Origin of the sequence: Parabacteroides distasonis, assembly GCF_004793765.1 — a bacterium.
Taxonomy (GTDB): Bacteria; Bacteroidota; Bacteroidia; order Bacteroidales; family Tannerellaceae; genus Parabacteroides; species Parabacteroides distasonis_A.
Map to the genome: position 1 here is coordinate 26,551 of NZ_SRYM01000018.1, position 18,653 is coordinate 45,203.

Sequence of the window (18,653 nt, forward strand, 5' to 3'; positions counted from 1 at the left end):
TTGGTTATTTATTCAGTCTGTAGGGCGAATATTACGCTTTATAAACAAAAATTTCCCGGCGGGGAATTATTTTTCGCCGGGAAAGGATTAATTACTTACAAGTGCGATATTCGGTTATTTTTTAGCCGATTTCTTATCAGAAGTTGAGCACTTGGATTCTTTGACTTTGGTTTCTTTTTTTGAACCCTTCGCTTCTACTTGTTTTTTTTCATTTTTCTTGTTCATGATGCTTTAATTTTTAAGAGAGTAAATATATTGGGTAGTAGTTTCTAGCCTACTACTTTTCTTTATTTTGATAATCACACCAGCTCATGATGCTCTTAGGAACGGACGAAAGAATTTCCTCACTACGTTCCTTGGCCAGTTTCTTATCCATTTCCTTCACCTCTTTCTCGGTGCGATGTGTACCTTTCGGCTTGCGGTCGACAAGGCCATTTGTACTTCGCACTTCTTCTAAAGGATCAGTTATATATTGCCATTCTTCTTTTAAGCGTGTACTTTTTCCTTCATTCCAAGGTCCGCGTGCGTCATCCTTTTTAGACATATTGAAATACAGGTTACTGTATTTGGGGGAGGTTTGAAATGATCCGGGAGGAAAGTTAGGCTGGATTGTCTCTAATGCCGCCTCGAATTGTTGGAAATGAGTAACCTCGCGTGTCATAAGAAAAATGAGAGTCTCCTTCACGTAAGGGTCATCCGTTAACGGAATAAGATTTTCATATCCGATTTTAGCCCGGCATTCTCCCGCCATGTTGGAACGTAGATCTACTGTGAGATCTGCGTTTGCAGACACGTATGTTGCGCACCATGGATTACCGTTACTGTCTGTTAGCGTAGGACTTCCGGGAGATGTAACCAAGAATTGTGGGTTGGTGAAGGCCTGATGGATGAAATCCTCTTTGGCTGCTTTACCGTTCATCATGGTATTGATCTCCATATTTTCCACGACATCTTTCATTTTTCCGTTCACCGGTCCGAGGAGCATTTGGATAGTGGCTCCAACAATTTCAAGATGTCCCAGTTCTTCTGTTGCGATATCCATCAACATATCATATTTGTCGGGATAAGGATTATGGCAACTAAAAGCCTGGACAAAATATTGCAAGGCTGATTTTAACTCCCCGTTAGCACCTCCGAAAGCCTCGAGGAGTACACGTGCGAAACGTGGGTCTGGAGCAGATACACGAGTATTGTACTGCAAATCTTTTACATGATAAAACATAACTCAAAAATTTAAATTATACATATAAATATTTGAAGATGCGCATCTGGTAAAAAAACAATGATAGGTCTATTTTAGTTGGCATATTCTTTTGTATATAGGATTGTTTAACGAAATAAGTGGGGAGATATAAACGTGTATTAATGGACTTTTTTTTGATTAAGGTAGATTTTTTATTTTGTGATAAATAAAAAGAGGACGATAGAATATAATATCTTACGTCCTCTTTTTGTTTGGATGATTAATCGATCATTTTTTTTATATTATTTGCGTAGCTGTGTACTTTGTTTTTGATATCATCAGTTTTTTCTGCGATATTAAAAGCTTCGTCGGCAACCTTATCTGCTACTTTTGTGCCAGTATTTGCCATTTTATTTTTGGCTGAATCTATCATGTTCTCCGCTTTGTCTCCGATTTGATGAAAGACTTGATTTGTCTTTTCTTTCAATGCCTTTCCCTTAGAAGAGCGAGAGAAACGATAAGCCACCACGCCTATGATCGATCCTAATCCTAGACCTAACCAAAATTTAGAACAATTAGTTTCCATAAATTCAAGAAGTTTAGAAGATGAATAATTAATTATATTTCTGTTTTATGTGGAGTTCTAAATAAAGAAACGATCCACAATAATAGAATAGCTCCGACAACGGATGTAATTAAGCTACCTAGAATCCCTGCGGTGGCAATACCTAATAGACCGAATACCAAACCACCTAAGACTCCGCCAACAATGCCAATCAATAAATTGATAAGGATACCGAACCCCCCTCCTTTCATGATCTTGCTAGCAATAAAACCAGCTAAGATTCCAATGATAATATACCAAATGAAATGCATGTTAATAATTTTTTTATGTGTTAATGTTCAAAAGTTATAATGTAAATATAAGTCTTGATATCAAAACTGAATTATATTTTAACAACAGCATTAGTATGAAAATAGTTCGTTGTATAAAAGTGAATTAACAATTGTTTTGATGTATATATGTAACTGTATTTGTTTTTTTGATATAAGAAAGTATTTTATATATTTATGGAACTATTTTCTTTTCGATATTGTTTTCTTGAAAAAATATCTTGTAAACAAATATCTTTAAGAGCTATGAAATGGGAAGAAACTTTGAGATACAAATTGGAGAATCCTGTCCAAGCAGATAATGAATGTCTTTACCAGATATGTAGGGATGCTTATGAGGAGGGATGTGTACACGAGAAATCTTTGGCAATGGAGGCATATAGGCTTAGATGTTGTCATTTGTTTGGAGATAAATGTATGATGATATCGAATACAATTCCTCGTCATATTAAAATATGTGATGGCACCTGTGGCTATATGCGTAAATATGAATTTGAGTTGTATAAACTAGAGGACTGTGTTAAGAAAATGCAGAGTTGATATGGAGGTAGTTGCGATATGGTTTATCGGGTTGGTCCTAGCTTTAAAAGCTGCTCTTAAAATTTGGAACCTTCATGCTCCAATGCGAAGAAGGCTTATAGCCGTTATTTTGATAGTCATTACTAGTTGGATAGGATTGTTCTTTTATGATTTTTATGGTAGAACCAAATTTCCGGTATGGTTAAATCAATAATAAAGGAGCTTGAATTCTTCCTAATATTATTTCAGGAGGAACAGGAATCGTCCTTATTCCTCCTGAAATTTTTAAACTATTCGTTGGAAACCAAATATGTCACTACGTTCGTCTTCTATACCTTGTAGGGTATTACGTATGATTTGTGCGCCAATCATACTGAACGTGATTCCGTTTCCTCCGTATCCCAGATCAAAAAATATGTGTTGCATCCCGGGCCATGTCCCGATGAACGGAAGTCCGTCTTTCGTAGTACTAAAAGTTCCACACCAAGCCATTTCTGTTTCGAAAGGTACTGTAGGCAATAAATTATGGAATTTCTTCTCAAGTATCTCTGTTTTTTTCCGAAGAAGTTCATCTCTAGCTTCCGGATCGCAGAATTCTTCGTCTTCTCCTCCTATAATAATACGATTATCACAGGTTCTCACATATATGTAAGGCTCTCCTGTTTCCCAAATAAGACAACGTTTTGTCCACAGATCTTTATGGTCCACAGGATGTGAGATAAGTGCATAAGTGGAGGTCAGTTTCATTACTTTTTTAGGCAGGAACTGTCCGGCTTCAAATCCGGCGGCGATAATCACATATTTACATTGGATAACCAAGCCTTCCCTTGTTTCTAATCGGCAACCCTGGGATGTTTCTTCACAGGAGATAATCTCTGTATGGGTAAATATTCGTAAATCATCTTTTTGCAGGTGAAACCGAAAGAGCTTTGTCGCCGCTTTGTAAGCATCAATTTGTGCGGATTGATGATTAAGTAACGCTCCAGCATAGGTTTCTAGCTTGTACCGTTTATGTAGCTCTTCCTTGTTTAATAGTTCTGTGGGAAGTCCATGCCGTTTACGTATTTCATATTCATGTTCGATAAGTTTTACTCCTTTCTCATCACTCGCATAAAAGATACTAGGCATCCATTCAAAATCGGCGTCGATTCCAGTCTCTTTCAAAACATTTTCAATGTCTGAAATAGATTGCAAACAGGAGCGATAAGCGATTACTGCGTTTTGTTCGCCTATTTGTTTAGCCATTCGGCAAAGCGGAACGTCTATCTCGTATTGTAAAAGTGCCGTACTGGCAGCCGAGCTGCCCGTGGCGATACTCCGCTTATCCACCACACAGCATTTCAATCCTGTCCGGCATAATTCATGTGCTACGAGGGCGCCTGTAATGCCGGAACCAATAATTATTATATCCGTATCCAGATTCTCTTTCAAAGGATTATAATAATCGAATAGGGGATTTTTGATAATCCAGTAGGGCAATCCTGAATGTAAGTCCATTGTTATACGTTTTAATTTTATATTCTTTCTACTTTATGTTTTACCTTCTCTACTTTTCTTTGACTTTCTTTTCTTGTATCATCCCAGGCATCGTGTAATTTATCAGCCTCATCCTCCACTTTTTCTATGGCGTTGTCTAAAGCTTTATTAATGTCAACCTTATCCTGTTTTTTATTGCCGCATGATAAGGAGATAAGACCTAACATACAGATTGGAATCATTAAAAATGTAAGTTTTGATTTCCCCTTTGTTTTACGTGACAAGAGATACAAAACGATTCCGACTATTGTTATCACACCTTGTAATAATTTATTATTTTCCAGTTTCATAGCTTCCAATTTTATGAATGATAAATTTTAAATTTCTCACTATACCACCTTCAAGATTATGTGGTAGCTTCTTGACTTTTTTGCTTTTTGTTTCCATACCGTTTTAATTTTAATAAGTGAATTGTCCGTAAAGGACGAATGTTTTTATATCTTAGGATTTTAACGATTAAAAAACAGAGTAAGAACCTTTTTTTGTTGTTCTCGTTAAGAAAATAGAATATTATTTTAAGGATTTATTATATCGATTTTTAAAAATGTAAAAAAAATAAAAATGAGATATCCTTTATGGGGTATATAGTTGTTTGTTCTTTAAACGCTTATATATGGATAATAATCGGGATCATATGGAAAATCTAAAAAGACACCTGTCTGTTGACAAATTAGATGGCTTTGGAAGTAAGAAGAAACTGACCATGTCTCTGCTTTTTAAAATATTAAAGGATATGGTTCAAGGATTTATTGACGATAGTGTACCAAGACTAAGCGCATCATTGGCTTATGCCACATTATTTTCTATCATACCTCTTCTTTCTCTTTTGATTACGATTGGTGTGTTTCTGAAGATGGATATGGCTGGACAATTATATGCTCAGTTGGAACCTATATTGGGAACAAGCGTAGTGAATGCATTAAACTCTGTCATAGAGAATGCCGCAAATAGTAATTCATCCACATTTGCGACAATTGTTAGTTTGGCGGTTTCAGTTTTTGGTGCGACTACTATTTTTGCGGAAATGCAAAGCTCGCTCAATACAATATGGGGAATTAAAGCAATCCCGAAGAAAAGTTGGTTGAAATATTTAAAAAATAGATTACTTTCATTCTCTATAATTCTTGTGTTTGCTTTTATACTTTTGGTGACATTTATGATTTCCAATGTCATTGAAAATTTAAGTGTCCGGTTTATGACTAATTATCCTGATGTCGCTGAATCGCTAGTAAAAGTGACGGGAATCTTTTTAAATGTAATTGTTACTACAACTATCTTTGCACTCATATTTAAAATATTGCCAGATGCGAAAATAAAAATTAAGGATATTTTCACGGGGGCTATCGTAACAACTATTTTATTACTGGTAGGGCAATGGGGAATATCCCTTTACATTAATATAGCGAATGTCGGAACCGTTTATGGAACGGCGGCATTTCTTGCGGTATTAATTACTTGGATTTATTATTCGGCCATTATCATTTACACGGGGGCTGAATTTACCAAGGCATGGGCTAATGATATGGGAGGCAAAATCTTTCCGGATGAATATGCTGTGGCTACTAAGATTGTGGAAATACACAAGGATGGGCCGATAAATGAGTGACATTATCTTTTATTTATTAATTGGTCAAATGTTTTTTCTCCTTTTAGGTAAAACGCTAGGATAAGGCTTCCCCGCGAAAGTTCTGGGATGGAGGGAAGAACGGTTTTCTCCAAGTTTATTTTACGCTTAGACGCATATTCCGGTTTGAGTTGGTGATAGGCTTTCCTTGCCTCATAAACGGCTTTGGCGTTTGCGAAATGTCCTTCCAGCAGGAACTTCGCGGCGGCGATATAATCCAGCCAAAAGCGGACACGCATCACATGCCTTAAATCGTCTTCCCGTGAATTCTTATAAAGCATCAATAAGCTGTTCCGGAAATTCAAGAATGTCTTACGGGGACTTTCCGCATTTAATGTGGCTCCACCTACGTGGTAGACGATGGATTGAGGGACACATACCAACCGATATCCCCGGGAACGTAAGCGCCAACACATATCGACTTCCTCTTGATGGGCAAAGAACCCTGCATCCAATCCTCCTGCTTCCTTGTAAATAGCGGTACGAATGAACAGACAGGCTCCTGTGGCCCATAAGATATCGGTAGTCGTGTCGTATTGCCCCTCGTCCTTTTCCACGATATGCAAGATTCTTCCCCGGCAAAAGGGATAGCCGTATTTATCAATGTATCCTCCGGCCGCTCCTGCGTACTCAAAGTATTCTTTATTGCGTTGGGCTCGTATTTTGGGTTGGACGCAGGCGATGGTGTGATCTGAATCGAGTGCGGCTATCGGGGCATCCAACCAATTGGGAGTTACTTCTACGTCGCTGTTTAATAAAACGCAATATTCATGATCAATCCTGCTAAGTGCCTGATTATATCCCTCGGCAAAACCGTAATTTTGGTCGAAGCGGATAATGCCGACCGTAGGGAATTTAGCCTTCAACATCTCGATCGAGTCATCGGTGGAACCGTTATCGGCTACGATAACCTCTGCCCATTCCGGAGAATTGGCTACGACGGAAGGTAGGAATTCCTCCATTAACTTTCTTCCATTCCAGTTTAAGATGACAATCGCTACTTTTTTCATCCTTGTTGCTCGTGTTTATGTTTCCAACGTTTATGGGTCCATAGCCAGTAGGCCGGATCACGCAAGATCATTTTCTCTAAGAGTCGTGCGTATCGCTCGGTGATGTAATTCTCAGGTGTCTCTTTCGGTATCTCTGTAATGAGTTTCATATCCACGGTGTAGTAGCCTCTTTTTACCTTTTGGGTATCGAGGAAGATAACCGGTAGGTTCAATTTACGTGCGATACGTTCCGGACCGGTTAGTATGGCCGTATCTTGATGAAGGAACTCTGTCCAATAATGCAGGTTGGCCTTACTGGGTGTCTGGTCCGCCAAGAAGATGACGACAGAGCGGGTCTTGTCTTGTTTTAGCTTGATGATATTCCGTATCGTATCGTTTTTCTTGATGCCGAAAGAACCGAATCGCGTCCTGAGATTAGCGAATAGCCTATCAAAAGCCTTGTTATTTAACGGACGATATATCTGATAGATACGTGAGTCCTCGAAACGGGTGGTCGACCCGGAGAACCATTCCCAATTGCCATAATGTCCCATCGTAAGAATGAAGCAAGTATGGCCTTTTTCCATAAGCTGATCAACTAATTCCGGATTCCTTAAATAAGCGCGCCGCTGTATCTCATCTAGGGATATATGGGCTAATTTGATCGTTTCCACGATATAATCGGCGAAATGATGGTAAAAACGACGTTCCAACCGGCGCAATTCTTCTTTGGACTTATCCGGGAAGGAGGCGGTTATATTACGGCGGACTACTTTCACCCGATATCCGGCTATTTTATAGATAAGTGCATATAAAATATTTGATAGTACGTATAAAGCCCGCATGGGAAGTAAGGCGTGTACTTTTACCCAGCTATAAAGAATGGTGTATTGTATTTTGTCCCACATGATCGTTAGCTATTGATAGTTGGCAGTTGGCCATTGACAGTGAGGGCGGTGCGATCCTCATTCCAGTCCCCTAATGTGACTTGACGGGTTTCGTTTACCAAGGAAGCGTCATAAGGGATTTCCACCTTTATATAGTTTTCGGTAAAGCCGTGCATCTTGCCGTCTTTTTGGGTATGCTCGAATAAGACGTTCGCTTTCTGTCCGATGTGGGCCTCATAAAAGGCATGTAGTTTCCGATCCGAGATATCCAAGAGCTGTTGGCTGCGTACGTGTTTGGTCTTTGGGTCTACTACATAATCGATCTTCAGCGCTTGGGTACCCGGGCGTTCGGAATAACTGAATACGTGCAGTTGGCTTAAATCCAAACTATCGATGAATTGGCGGGCCTCCTCGAAGTACTCGTCGGTCTCGCCGCGGGTTCCTACGATTACGTCTACGCCGATAAAGGCATGTGGCATTATTTCCTTGATCTTTTCGATCTTATGACGGAAAAGAGCGGTGTCGTAACGGCGTCGCATGAGTTTCAATACGGCATCGCTACCGCTTTGCAAGGGTATATGGAAATGAGGGGCGAAACGTTTGCTACGGGCTACGAAATCTATCGCCTCGTCGGTAATCAGGTTGGGTTCGATAGAGGAGATCCGGTAGCGAATGATACCTTCTACCTCGTCGAGGGCACGGATTAAGCCGATAAAGGTCTCATGGGTGCTTTTACCGAAATCCCCGATATTTACTCCCGTCAATACGATCTCCTTTCCTCCTTTACGGGCTACTTCCCAGGCTTGCTCTACCATACTGGCGATCGTCCCGTTCCGGCTTCTTCCACGGGCGAAAGGTATGGTGCAATAGGAGCAATAATAGTCGCATCCGTCTTGTACTTTCAGGAAATGACGGGTACGGTCGTCCGCCGAGCAGGATGGAGAGAAGGAACGTATGTCTTTGCTTGGTGAGGCGATAACCGCTCCACCGTTTTCTTTCTTCTCCAGATTCTCCAGATATTGAAGGATCTCTAGTTTCTGTTCGGCGCCAAGAACCAGATCAACGCCTTCTATATGGGAGACTTCCTCCGGCTTCAACTGCGCATAGCAACCGGTCACCACGATAAAGGCTCCGGGGTGTTGTTTTCCGATCCGACGAATCGCCTGCCTACATTTCTTGTCGGCAAGTTCCGTGACGGAGCAGGTATTCACCACGCATATATCCGCTTTCTCGCCGGGACGTACTTTGCGGACACCTTGCTCGGCTAATAGCTTCCCGATGGTAGAGGTCTCTGCGAAATTAAGTTTGCAACCCAACGTATAATAAGCGGCCTTTTTATTGTTAAATACGGTCTGATCTATCATTTTTGATTTTGTTAGGTCGCAAAGGTACTAATTAAGCCCGGATTAGTAAAGAGTTCGGATTGAGATGGACTTAAAAACCTTTACTATTGGCAGAGAAAACGCGTGAATGCCAATTAAAATATATTCATAGCTTAAATAGTTGTTTAAGCTCTTTTTGAAAGTATATCTGATTTACCTTATGTATAATGTGTTTTAATTCATGCGTTTTCTCTGAACTATTGGATATATTCTATAAACCACGTCGTGGTCTGTGCGATTCACGTCGTGATCTGTATAATCCACGTCGTGGTTTGTAAAGATCACGACGTGGTTTATAGAATAGTGGTTTGTCCGAGAGAGAATGCCTATTGTCTCGGCCGACTATATTTCCCGATGCTCAGCGTTTTTTGTCTATATTTTTTGTACTTTTGCGGATCGAGAAATGTGTAAAGACTAATTAGTTATAAAAATATGGAAATCGCTAGTAAGTACAATCCCGCTGAAGTAGAGGGGAAGTGGTATCAGTATTGGTTGGATAACGGCTTCTTTAAGTCAAAGCCAGACGGCCGTGAGCCGTATACGATCGTAATCCCGCCCCCTAACGTCACCGGCGTATTGCACATGGGGCATATGCTTAACAATACGATCCAAGATATCTTGGTTCGCCGTGCCCGTATGATGGGTAAGAACGCTTGTTGGGTACCGGGTACGGATCATGCTTCGATCGCTACGGAGGCGAAGGTGGTGAATCGTTTGGCCGGGCAAGGAATCAAGAAAACCGATCTGACTCGCGACGAGTTCTTGCGGCACGCTTGGGAATGGAAAGAAGAGCATGGCGGTATCATCTTGAAGCAGCTTCGTAAATTGGGTGCTTCCTGCGATTGGGATCGTACGGCGTTCACGATGGACGAGAAACGTTCGGAAAGCGTCATCAAGGTTTTTGTCGATCTGTATAAGAAGGGCTTGATCTACCGGGGCGTGCGTATGGTGAATTGGGACCCTAAGGCGTTGACGGCCCTGTCCGACGAGGAGGTTATCTATAAGGAAGAGCATAGCAAGCTGTACTATCTTCGTTATAAGATCGTAGGTGAGGCGGGATATGCCATTGTCGCTACTACCCGTCCGGAGACGATTATGGGAGATACGGCGATGTGTATCAACCCGAACGACCCGAAGAACCAACATCTGAGAGGAAAGAAAGTGATCGTTCCGCTGGTAGGCCGTGAGATTCCGGTGATCGAGGATGATTACGTGGATATAGAGTTTGGTACGGGCTGTTTGAAAGTGACCCCGGCACACGATGTAAACGACTATATGTTGGGCGAGAAATATAATTTGCCTTCTATTGATATATTCAACGATAACGGTACGCTTAGCGAGGCCGCCGGCCTGTACGTGGGCATGGATCGTTTCGATGTCCGCAAGCAGATCGAGGAAGACTTGCGTAACGCCGGTCTTTTGGAGAAGGTAGAGGCTTACGAGAACAAGGTGGGTTTCTCGGAGCGTACGAACGTGCCTATCGAACCGAAATTGTCTATGCAATGGTTCTTGAAGATGGAGCATCTCGCTCAGATTGCCTTGGAGCCGGTCATGAAGGACGATATCAAGTTCTATCCGCCGAAGTTCAAGAATACCTACCGTCATTGGATGGAGAATATCAAGGACTGGTGTATCAGCCGTCAGCTTTGGTGGGGACACCGTATCCCGGCTTACTTCTTGCCGGAAGGTGGTTACGTGGTAGCCGAGACGGAAGAGAAAGCTTTGGAACTGGCGAAAGAGAAATGTGGTAACCCGAATCTGACCGTGTCTGATTTGCGTCAGGACGAGGACGTATTGGATACTTGGTTCTCTTCTTGGTTGTGGCCGATTTCCTTGTTCGACGGTATCAATAACCCGGATAACGAGGAAATCAATTATTACTATCCGACCAGTGATTTGGTAACCGGACCGGATATCATCTTTTTCTGGGTAGCTCGTATGATTATGGCCGGCTATGAGTACAGAGGGAAAATGCCGTTCAAGAGCGTCTACTTTACGGGTATCGTTCGCGATAAGCTGGGACGTAAAATGTCCAAATCTTTAGGAAACTCTCCCGATCCGTTGCAATTGATCGAGCAATACGGTGCGGACGGCGTACGTATGGGCTTGATGCTTGCGGCTCCTGCCGGAAATGATATTCCTTTCGATGATGCTTTGTGTGAGCAAGGACGTAACTTCAATAATAAGATATGGAACGCTTTCCGCTTGGTGAAGGGCTGGACGGTAGACGATACGATCGCCCAGCCGGAGGCTTCCGCTATCGCCGTGAAATGGTTCAAGACGCAGTTGGATAAGACGATCGCCGAGGTGGATGACTCTTTCAGTAAATATCGTCTGAGCGAGGCGATGATGGCTGTTTATAAATTGTTCTGGGATGAGTTCTCCTCGTGGTATCTGGAGATGGTAAAACCGGGGTATCAGCAGCCGATCGACAAGGCTACTTATGAGGCTACGTTAGGTTTCTTCGATGCCTTGCTTCGTTTGCTTCATCCTTTCATGCCGTTTATTACCGAGGAATTATGGCAAGCCCTTGAGCCTCGAGAGGAAGGTGAGAGCTTGATGGTTGCCCAAATGCCGGAAGTAGCGGTTGTAGATAGCGCGTATTTGGATGCTTTCGAGATCGTGAAAGAGATCGTTGGCGGTATCCGTACCATTCGTTTGCAAAAGAATATACCGAATAAGGATGCGTTGGAATTACAGATCGTGGGTGAGTACAATGAGGCGTTCAACGCTGTGATCGCTAAGATGTGTAATCTCTCTTCCATCTCCAAGGTAGAGGAGAAAGTTGCCGGTGCCGTATCGTTCTTGGTTCGTACGACTGAATATGCCGTACCTTTAGGTAATCTGATCAATGTGGAGGAAGAGTTGGCTAAGCTTCAAGAGGAATTGAAATACCAAAAAGGTTTCTTGACTTCTGTCATGAAGAAATTAGGCAATGAGAATTTCGTAAGCAAAGCCCCGGCGAAAGTAATCGAGATGGAGAAGAAAAAGCAAGCCGATGCCGAATCGAAGATTAAGTCTATCGAGGAAAGTATCGCCGCCTTGACAAAATAAAGAGAACAGCTGTTTCTTTGAAATAAGAGCCTGTATCAATCTTTCTTAGGTTGATATAGGCTTTTTTGTTGTATAAGTTGAAAATGTGGTATTAAAATTGTCTATATTGATATCTTGGTATTTAAATTTTTATTAACTTGCCGGGCATTGAATAATGGATAGTCGTGCTAACTTTTCAAGGTATATATCAAGAGATTGCTGCGTTATTACTATCTGCAAGATCCGGATAGCTTACGTATATATTTGAAAATAGCGGAACCTCTTTTCATCGCGACAAACCGGATCGAGGAATTATATAGGGCGAAGGGATGGAAGCGGCTAGGGCTTACAGAGATTCTAAAGAAGTGCACGATTCGATTATGCGGGTAAAATATTACGAGGATTTAGCGAAGCTGAAAAACCAACGAGAGGTGGAAAAACTAGAGGTGCAAAGTAAGAAACTGGAGCTAGAGGCGGAAAAGTCGCATGTCCGTATCTTGATGCTTGGAGGGGGATTTGTCTTGGTGTTGTTACTATGTGCGGGCTTGGGTGTAATCGCTTATACCCGTCATCGTGCGGGGGTACGATTAAAGATCGCCAAGGAAAAAGCGGAAGAGGCGGATCACCTGAAATCTGCGTTCTTGGCAAACATGAATCATGAGATCAGGACTCCTTTAAACGCCATCGTGGGATTCTCGCAGGTAATCGCCGATGAGGAAGATGCGGAAACTCGTCATGAGCTCTCCAATATTATACAAAGTAATAATGAATTGTTGCAACGCTTGATAGAAGACGTATTGGATATATCGAAAATCGAGTCGAATACGTTGGCTTTCGTTTTGGCGAATCATGAAATGGAGGCTTTAATGAAAGATATCTATAGTATCATTTTATTACGCATGTCTGAAAATGTAGAACTTCGATTGGATGATTGCCAACCTTTTACGCTTTATACCGATCGGAGCAGATTAACGCAAGTCCTCACTAATTTATTGACGAATGCTATCAAGCACACGAAAAAAGGTTATATTTGCTTCGGGTATGATGTGACGGAGCAGGAAATCCGCTTTTATGTGACGGATACAGGCGAGGGAATCCCGGACGACCAATTGGAACGGGTTTTCGATCGTTTTGTCAAGTTGACGGAATGGACTAATGGAGTCGGGTTGGGATTGGCTATCTCCAAGGCTTTGGTCACAAAGCTCGGCGGTCGTATAGAAGTGACCTCCAAGCAAGGGGTGGGTTCTACCTTTAGCGTTATTTTCCCAAGATAAACAGTATACATTAATATATATTATAATAGACCATGAAACACTCAAGACGTACATTTTTTAAACAAGGATTGGCGGGTGCCTTTTTATTAGGAACCTCCACGATCGTTCGGGCCGCTTTGCCGGACCCTGTAAAACCGAAGGCTCCGAAGGCCGCAAACCCATTCCACCTGGGAATGGCGGGATATACTTTCGTTAATTTTGATTTAGATACGACGTTGAAGACGTTGGAACGATTAGATATCCATTATCTTTGTATCAAGGATTTCCATTTGCCGTTGAATAGTACGGATGAGCAGATCAAGGCTTTTCATGATAAATGCGCTGCCCATAAAGTGACGGGATATGCCGTAGGCCCTATTTATATGAAGAGCGAGGAAGAGATTGACCGTGCGTTTGATTATGCGAAGCGGGTAGGAGTGAAGTTGATCGTCGGTGTCCCGAATTACGAGCTTTTACCCTATGTGGATAAAAAAGTGAAGGAGTATGATTTTCATTACGCCATCCACTTGCACGGTCCTGATATTAAGACGTATCCCGATGCTACGGACGTTTGGGAGCATACGAAGGATTTAGATCCCCGTATCGGTATGTGTCTGGATGTCGGACATGACTTGCGAAACGGCTGTGATCCTGTGGCCGACTTGAAGAAATACCATACCCGGGTGTTTGATATGCATATCAAGGACGTGACGGATTCTTCGAAGGCGGGAGTCGGGATCGAGATCGGTCGTGGAAAGATCGACTTCCCTGCGCTGATCCGTATGATGCGGGAAGTTAATTACACGGGAATGTGTAGCTTGGAATACGAGAAAGACATGAAAGACCCATTCTTGGGGATCGCGGAGTCTATCGGCTATTTCAAGGCTGTGAGTGATTTGACATAATGTGGGGGCGTAAATCGCCCCCTTTTAAATAGATGAAGATGAGAAGCATTCTTTTTATAGGCATAGCGAGTTTGTTGTCCGCTTGTAGCACGATTAATTATGTAGGTATCGAGACGTATAATCCTGCGGAGGTGACGTTTCCTGAGAATGTCGCCAAGGTACTTATCGTAAACAATGCCGTTCCCCAACCGGAGGATGCGGGTTACGAATACACCTTGCAGGGAGAAAAGCAGGATACTTGCAAAGCGAAAGCGGATAGTGCGCTGTTTGACGCTTGCCGTACTTTAGGGGAGGCTATCGTGGAGGCTTCTTATTTTAACGACGTATTGCTTTACCATGATGCGGTTCGAAAAGATAATCAGGCGTTTTTGGATACGAAACTTACCCAAGGGCAAGTAGCGTCGCTATGCGATGAGACCGGTGCCGATGCGGTTATCTCCATCGACCGCTTGCTGTTCGATATGAAGAAAAGCGTAGGTACCTTGGGCGAAGGGTATGTAATGGGAATGATCGACGTGCAGATGGCTGGCGTGATACGCAGTTACGTTCCTGATCGTGAGGCTCCACTGGCGACGGTACATATGAAAGATAGTATTTATTGGGCGGAAAGTGCGGATTATATGCCGATCTTGGATAAGGTATTGCCCTCTCCGGAGAATGCTTTGCGTGGGGCCGGTAAATATTTCGGGGCGAAGGTCTACGCTAATTTTGTTCCTCATTGGGAGAAGGAGACTCGTTGGTACTTTACCGGAATGGGTTCACGTTGGAAAGAGGCTTCCGTTTATGCGGCTAATGAGAAATGGGATATGGCGGAAGATCGTTGGTCCGGGCTTTACCGGGGTACGGAAAACTGGAAAAGCCGGGCGAAGGCGGCCTCTAATCTGGCCCTATGCCATGAGATGAGAGGAGATTTAAAAGAAGCCTATGAGTGGGCTCATAAATCATACGATTTATTCAAGCGTAATAGTGGTGATAATGATAAGAGTACCAAATTATTGGAACTCTATGTGCAGGCGTTGGCCGAACGAATTCGTTCCGATAAGAAACTAAATGTGCAATTTGGTGAGGATTAACGGCGTTATTCGGTGAATTATTATTACTTTTGAGGCATATTCGAATAAAGGAGAATTAATATATGAACGCAAATATAGCAAAGGTTCAATCCCTCATCGAGAACGCTTTTACGTCGGCTATCGAGAAGCTGGCCAAGGATGAGTCCGGTAATTTTATAAGCGACTTATATGTGCAGGCCGATGCGGAAAGCGGGGAACTGCAAATTTATGATGATGAGGAGCATTTGATCGAAAAGATCGTTATCTTCGATTGGGTGAACTCGAACGAGGAGGAGAACGCATTCAATAAGCGGGTTGCCGCTTCGGTGAAGGCGGTCCTTACGATCTTATCCACCAAGAATATTTTTGACGCTCCCCGGTTCATGAAACCTCTTTCTGTTAGCTTGACTGATGAGGATTTTGTTGTAATAGAGGAACTTCTCTTCATCGACGATGATATGCTTCGTCTGGACGATCCTCTATTAAAAGATTTAGATGCGGATTTAGATGATTTTTTAGCGAATCTTCTTGCAGATGTCAAATAAACCCTGTATCTTTGCGCCCGAAATAAAGAAACAAATGTTGCCGAAATAGCTCAGCTGGTAGAGCAACGCATTCGTAATGCGTAGGTCGCCGGTTCAAGTCCGGCTTTCGGCTCACAAAGTTAAGCAGTTATCTTTTTAGGTAACTGCTTTTTTGTTTGATAAAGTTGCGGTTTTAGTGAAGTTGGGGAGGTAAGGTTAAACTGGGTGTTAAACCGGAAATGCAATGAACGCAACAGCGTTATTATTTGCGTCAAATTTGCGTCACCAAATGCAACAAAACGCCAAAACAAAACGATTTTTTATCAATAAAAAAAGCGGCTACTTGTTTTGTAACCGCTTGATTTATTATTGGTGGAGCATATCGGACTCGAACCGATCACCTACAGACTGCCAGTCTGTCGCTCTAGCCAGATGAGCTAATGCCCCGTCTTGTTAATTCATGTGCAAATATAAGGCTTTTCTTGATATATGCGCTATCTTTGTATAAGAAATTTCAAGAGAAAGGAAAGAAGATGATAGTTTATAATACGACTTTTCATATCCATAAGGATATCGTGGATGAGTGTCTGGAATATTTGAAGAATAGTTATATACCGAAAGCCTCCGAGAGCGGTATCCTTTATAGTCCTTATTTGAGACGGATCTTGGATTCGCGGAATGAGGAAGGTGAAAGTTTCTCCGTACAGTTCCATACGAGGGATATCGATTCGTTGAATGAGTGGGTGCGTAAGGAAGGCGGAGCCTTGCAGCAAGATTTGATAGGACGTTATAAAGAGAAAATCGCAGGATTCTCTACCCTGTTGGAAGATATAGAATTGCCTAAATGATCAAGGACCGTATTATATTAGGCATAGACCCCGGTACGATCGTGATGGGATACGGTATCTTGAAGATCGAGGGGAATAAGCCGAAGCTGGAAGCTATGGGAATCCTGCAATTGAATAAATATGAGGATCATTACCTCCGTCTGCGTAAGATATTCGAACGGGTCTTGGCCTTGATCGATCAATACCATCCGGATGAGTTGGCTATCGAGGCGCCTTTCTTCGGGAAGAACGTACAGAGTATGTTGAAACTCGGAAGGGCACAAGGAGTAGCGATGGCGGCGGCTTTAGAGCGGGATATCCCGATCTTCGAGTACGCCCCTCTAAAAATCAAGCTCTCGATCACGGGGAATGGAAATGCGGCGAAAGAACAAGTGGCCGGCATGCTACAACGCTATCTGAAGATACCGGATGAGTCTATGCTTCCGCAATTGGACGCTACGGATGGGTTGGCGGCGGCTGTTTGTCATTATTTCCAAACCAATAATCCGATCTCGGAAAAGAAGTATACGGGATGGAAGGATTTTATCGCTAAGAACCCTGGGAAAGTGAGATGAATTGAAAATTGAGAATTATCGTTTATCAAATCAGCAATCGTAATTCTCAATTTTCAATTTTCAGTTTTCAATTATTACACGATACCTTGCGCCATCATAGCTTTCGCTACTTTCATGAAGCCTGCGATATTCGCGCCTTTTACATAATTGATATATTCGCCATCTTTACCGTGAGCTACGCATTGTTCGTGGATTGCGCTCATGATCTGATGTAATTTAGCGTCTACCTCGGCGGCGGTCCATGAGATATGCATAGCGTTCTGAGTCATCTCTAATCCGGAAGTAGCTACACCTCCGGCGTTGACAGCCTTACCCGGAGCGAATAATTGCTTATGCTCGATGAACAAGTCTACAGCCTCAGCCGTACAACCCATGTTAGAAACCTCAGCTACGCACAAAGTCTTGTTCTCGATCAACTTACGAGCGTCAGCCTCGTTCAGCTCATTCTGGGTAGCGCATGGCAACGCTATATCTACTTTTTGTTCCCAAGGTTTCTTGCCGGGATAGAAGGTAGAGCCCGGGAACTCGTCTGCGTAAGGAGCTACGATATCATTTCCGGAATTACGCAATTCCAACATATAGTCGATCTTCTCGCCGGAGATACCCGCCGGATCATAGATATATCCGTCAGGACCGGAGATAGTAACCACTTTAGCGCCCAACTCGGTTGCCTTTGTAGCGGCACCCCAAGCCACGTTGCCGAAACCGGAGATGGCGACCGTCTTACCCTTAATATCGATTCCGTGAGTCTCCAGCATTTGATGTACGAAGTAAAGAGCGCCGAAGCCGGTAGCTTCCGGACGAAGGATAGAACCTCCGAACTCCATGCCCTTACCCGTGAACGTACCTGTGTTCTCGCGAGCCAATTTCTTGTACATACCGTACATATAACCAACCTCACGGCCACCTACGCCTATATCGCCAGCCGGAACATCCCTGTCCGGACCAAGATTACGCCATAATTCAAGAATAAACGCTTGGCAGAAACGCATGATCTCGGCGTCGCTCTTTCCTCTCGGAGCGAAATCGGAACCACCTTTGCCACCACCCATCGGAAGGGTTGTCAAAGCGTTTTTAAATGTTTGCTCGAATCCTAAGAATTTCAAGATAGACAAGTTAACGGACGGGTGGAAACGGATGCCTCCCTTGTACGGGCCGATTGCGTTGTTGAACTGAACACGGTATCCCAAGTTAACTTGTATCTCACCTTTATCATCTACCCAAGGCACACGGAAAGTGAAAATACGTTCCGGCTCAACTAGGCGTTCAATGATTTTCGCTTTCTCAAATTCCGGATGTTGGTTGTACACTTCCTCAATTGATAAAAGCACTTCTTTTACTGCTTGCAAATACTCCTTTTCTCCCGGATGTTTTGCCTCTAGCGCTGATAAAATAACTTCAGTCTTCATAGCATTTATATTCTTTAAAAGGATAACATTCTGTTGGCAAATGTAGGTAATTCTTTGGAAT

General features: G+C 42.8%; 18 protein-coding genes and 2 tRNA genes. 10 read left to right on the forward strand and 10 right to left on the reverse strand.

Annotation, left to right across the window (positions count from 1 at the left end; genetic code table 11):
* Positions 1-277: 277 nt before the first annotated feature.
* From E5342_RS08345 to E5342_RS08355, 3 genes are all read right to left on the reverse strand, one after another.
* Positions 278-1,222: a manganese catalase family protein gene (locus E5342_RS08345; protein WP_008774480.1), complete on the reverse strand. Its 945-nt coding sequence runs from the start codon at positions 1,220-1,222 to the stop codon at positions 278-280.
* Positions 1,223-1,463: 241 nt separating this feature from the next.
* The gene (locus E5342_RS08350; RefSeq protein ID WP_135959183.1) at positions 1,464-1,769 is read right to left on the reverse strand and encodes a YtxH domain-containing protein; all 306 of its coding nucleotides are present in this window, start codon (positions 1,767-1,769) and stop codon (positions 1,464-1,466) included.
* A gap of 32 nt (positions 1,770-1,801) precedes the next feature.
* Entirely contained in the window at positions 1,802-2,059 is a 258-nt protein-coding gene (locus tag E5342_RS08355; RefSeq protein WP_135959184.1) for a GlsB/YeaQ/YmgE family stress response membrane protein, read from the reverse strand.
* 559 nt (positions 2,060-2,618) lie between these two features.
* Here E5342_RS08355 and E5342_RS19625 point away from each other — a divergent pair.
* Complete coding sequence (locus E5342_RS19625; RefSeq protein WP_034532384.1) at positions 2,619-2,810, forward strand: hypothetical protein; 192 nt, start codon at positions 2,619-2,621, stop codon at positions 2,808-2,810.
* Between the two features lie 71 nt (positions 2,811-2,881).
* Here the strand turns inward: E5342_RS19625 and E5342_RS08370 are convergent, their stop codons facing one another.
* Positions 2,882-4,093 carry an NAD(P)/FAD-dependent oxidoreductase gene (locus E5342_RS08370; RefSeq protein WP_135959185.1) on the reverse strand — a complete coding sequence of 404 codons (1,212 nt, stop codon included), beginning with the start codon at positions 4,091-4,093 and terminating at the stop codon, positions 2,882-2,884.
* Between the two features lie 17 nt (positions 4,094-4,110).
* A complete protein-coding gene (locus E5342_RS08375) occupies positions 4,111-4,422 on the reverse strand; it encodes a hypothetical protein (RefSeq protein ID WP_121736909.1) in 312 nt (103 codons plus the stop codon).
* Positions 4,423-4,766: 344 nt separating this feature from the next.
* Between E5342_RS08375 and E5342_RS08380 the strand changes: the two genes are divergently transcribed.
* Entirely contained in the window at positions 4,767-5,738 is a 972-nt protein-coding gene (locus E5342_RS08380) for a YihY/virulence factor BrkB family protein (RefSeq protein WP_121736910.1), read from the forward strand.
* Between the two features lie 2 nt (positions 5,739-5,740).
* On the opposite strand, the gene E5342_RS08385 is transcribed toward E5342_RS08380, so the two are convergent.
* From E5342_RS08385 to mtaB, 3 genes are read right to left on the reverse strand one after another with little or no spacing between them, the layout of a single operon-like run.
* The gene (locus E5342_RS08385; RefSeq protein WP_135959186.1) at positions 5,741-6,766 is read right to left on the reverse strand and encodes a glycosyltransferase family 2 protein; all 1,026 of its coding nucleotides are present in this window, start codon (positions 6,764-6,766) and stop codon (positions 5,741-5,743) included.
* A complete protein-coding gene (locus E5342_RS08390; protein ID WP_135959187.1) occupies positions 6,763-7,653 on the reverse strand; it encodes a lysophospholipid acyltransferase family protein in 891 nt (296 codons plus the stop codon). Before E5342_RS08390 ends, E5342_RS08385 begins: the two co-directional genes overlap by 4 nt.
* A gap of 5 nt (positions 7,654-7,658) precedes the next feature.
* Positions 7,659-8,996, reverse strand: coding sequence for a tRNA (N(6)-L-threonylcarbamoyladenosine(37)-C(2))-methylthiotransferase MtaB (gene mtaB / locus E5342_RS08395; RefSeq protein WP_135959188.1), 1,338 nt, complete (start codon positions 8,994-8,996; stop codon positions 7,659-7,661).
* A gap of 450 nt (positions 8,997-9,446) precedes the next feature.
* Here mtaB and E5342_RS08400 point away from each other — a divergent pair, with 450 nt between their 5' ends.
* The 6 genes from E5342_RS08400 (at position 9,447) to E5342_RS08425 (ending at position 15,914) form a co-directional block, all read left to right on the forward strand.
* Positions 9,447-12,068: a valine--tRNA ligase gene (locus E5342_RS08400; RefSeq protein ID WP_135959189.1), complete on the forward strand. Its 2,622-nt coding sequence runs from the start codon at positions 9,447-9,449 to the stop codon at positions 12,066-12,068.
* Between the two features lie 308 nt (positions 12,069-12,376).
* A complete protein-coding gene (locus tag E5342_RS08405; protein WP_246867081.1) occupies positions 12,377-13,321 on the forward strand; it encodes a sensor histidine kinase in 945 nt (314 codons plus the stop codon).
* A gap of 32 nt (positions 13,322-13,353) precedes the next feature.
* Entirely contained in the window at positions 13,354-14,205 is an 852-nt protein-coding gene (locus tag E5342_RS08410; RefSeq protein WP_135959190.1) for a sugar phosphate isomerase/epimerase family protein, read from the forward strand.
* Positions 14,206-14,243: 38 nt separating this feature from the next.
* Entirely contained in the window at positions 14,244-15,278 is a 1,035-nt protein-coding gene (locus E5342_RS08415; protein ID WP_135959191.1) for a DUF6340 family protein, read from the forward strand.
* Between the two features lie 62 nt (positions 15,279-15,340).
* A complete protein-coding gene (locus tag E5342_RS08420) occupies positions 15,341-15,802 on the forward strand; it encodes a hypothetical protein (protein WP_122143979.1) in 462 nt (153 codons plus the stop codon).
* Positions 15,803-15,841: 39 nt separating this feature from the next.
* Positions 15,842-15,914: transfer RNA gene (locus tag E5342_RS08425), tRNA-Thr, on the forward strand.
* Between the two features lie 237 nt (positions 15,915-16,151).
* On the opposite strand, the gene E5342_RS08430 is transcribed toward E5342_RS08425, so the two are convergent.
* Positions 16,152-16,228: transfer RNA gene (locus tag E5342_RS08430), tRNA-Ala, on the reverse strand.
* Between the two features lie 86 nt (positions 16,229-16,314).
* Between E5342_RS08430 and E5342_RS08435 the strand changes: the two genes are divergently transcribed.
* Together E5342_RS08435 and ruvC are read left to right on the forward strand one after the other, a co-directional pair.
* Positions 16,315-16,629: a DUF4286 family protein gene (locus E5342_RS08435; RefSeq protein ID WP_005868538.1), complete on the forward strand. Its 315-nt coding sequence runs from the start codon at positions 16,315-16,317 to the stop codon at positions 16,627-16,629.
* Positions 16,626-17,183, forward strand: coding sequence for a crossover junction endodeoxyribonuclease RuvC (gene ruvC / locus E5342_RS08440; protein ID WP_005858764.1), 558 nt, complete (start codon positions 16,626-16,628; stop codon positions 17,181-17,183). Before E5342_RS08435 ends, ruvC begins: the two co-directional genes overlap by 4 nt.
* A gap of 74 nt (positions 17,184-17,257) precedes the next feature.
* Here the strand turns inward: ruvC and gdhA are convergent, their stop codons facing one another.
* Positions 17,258-18,592 carry an NADP-specific glutamate dehydrogenase gene (gene gdhA, locus E5342_RS08445; protein WP_009017035.1) on the reverse strand — a complete coding sequence of 445 codons (1,335 nt, stop codon included), beginning with the start codon at positions 18,590-18,592 and terminating at the stop codon, positions 17,258-17,260.
* Between the last annotated feature and the right edge of the window lie 61 nt (positions 18,593-18,653).

Bases quoted from the DNA above. Each gene is read 5' to 3' on its own strand.
- E5342_RS08345 (WP_008774480.1), bottom strand. From the start codon at position 1,222: ATGTTTTATCATGTAAAAGATTTGCAGTACAATACTCGTGTATCTGCT.
- E5342_RS08350 (WP_135959183.1), bottom strand. From the start codon at position 1,769: ATGGAAACTAATTGTTCTAAATTTTGGTTAGGTCTAGGATTAGGATCG.
- E5342_RS08355 (WP_135959184.1), bottom strand. From the start codon at position 2,059: ATGCATTTCATTTGGTATATTATCATTGGAATCTTAGCTGGTTTTATT.
- E5342_RS19625 (WP_034532384.1), top strand. From the start codon at position 2,619: ATGGAGGTAGTTGCGATATGGTTTATCGGGTTGGTCCTAGCTTTAAAA.
- E5342_RS08370 (WP_135959185.1), bottom strand. From the start codon at position 4,093: ATGGACTTACATTCAGGATTGCCCTACTGGATTATCAAAAATCCCCTA.
- E5342_RS08375 (WP_121736909.1), bottom strand. From the start codon at position 4,422: ATGAAACTGGAAAATAATAAATTATTACAAGGTGTGATAACAATAGTC.
- E5342_RS08380 (WP_121736910.1), top strand. From the start codon at position 4,767: ATGGAAAATCTAAAAAGACACCTGTCTGTTGACAAATTAGATGGCTTT.
- E5342_RS08385 (WP_135959186.1), bottom strand. From the start codon at position 6,766: ATGAAAAAAGTAGCGATTGTCATCTTAAACTGGAATGGAAGAAAGTTA.
- E5342_RS08390 (WP_135959187.1), bottom strand. From the start codon at position 7,653: ATGTGGGACAAAATACAATACACCATTCTTTATAGCTGGGTAAAAGTA.
- mtaB (WP_135959188.1), bottom strand. From the start codon at position 8,996: ATGATAGATCAGACCGTATTTAACAATAAAAAGGCCGCTTATTATACG.
- E5342_RS08400 (WP_135959189.1), top strand. From the start codon at position 9,447: ATGGAAATCGCTAGTAAGTACAATCCCGCTGAAGTAGAGGGGAAGTGG.
- E5342_RS08405 (WP_246867081.1), top strand. From the start codon at position 12,377: ATGGAAGCGGCTAGGGCTTACAGAGATTCTAAAGAAGTGCACGATTCG.
- E5342_RS08410 (WP_135959190.1), top strand. From the start codon at position 13,354: ATGAAACACTCAAGACGTACATTTTTTAAACAAGGATTGGCGGGTGCC.
- E5342_RS08415 (WP_135959191.1), top strand. From the start codon at position 14,244: ATGAGAAGCATTCTTTTTATAGGCATAGCGAGTTTGTTGTCCGCTTGT.
- E5342_RS08420 (WP_122143979.1), top strand. From the start codon at position 15,341: ATGAACGCAAATATAGCAAAGGTTCAATCCCTCATCGAGAACGCTTTT.
- E5342_RS08435 (WP_005868538.1), top strand. From the start codon at position 16,315: ATGATAGTTTATAATACGACTTTTCATATCCATAAGGATATCGTGGAT.
- ruvC (WP_005858764.1), top strand. From the start codon at position 16,626: ATGATCAAGGACCGTATTATATTAGGCATAGACCCCGGTACGATCGTG.
- gdhA (WP_009017035.1), bottom strand. From the start codon at position 18,592: ATGAAGACTGAAGTTATTTTATCAGCGCTAGAGGCAAAACATCCGGGA.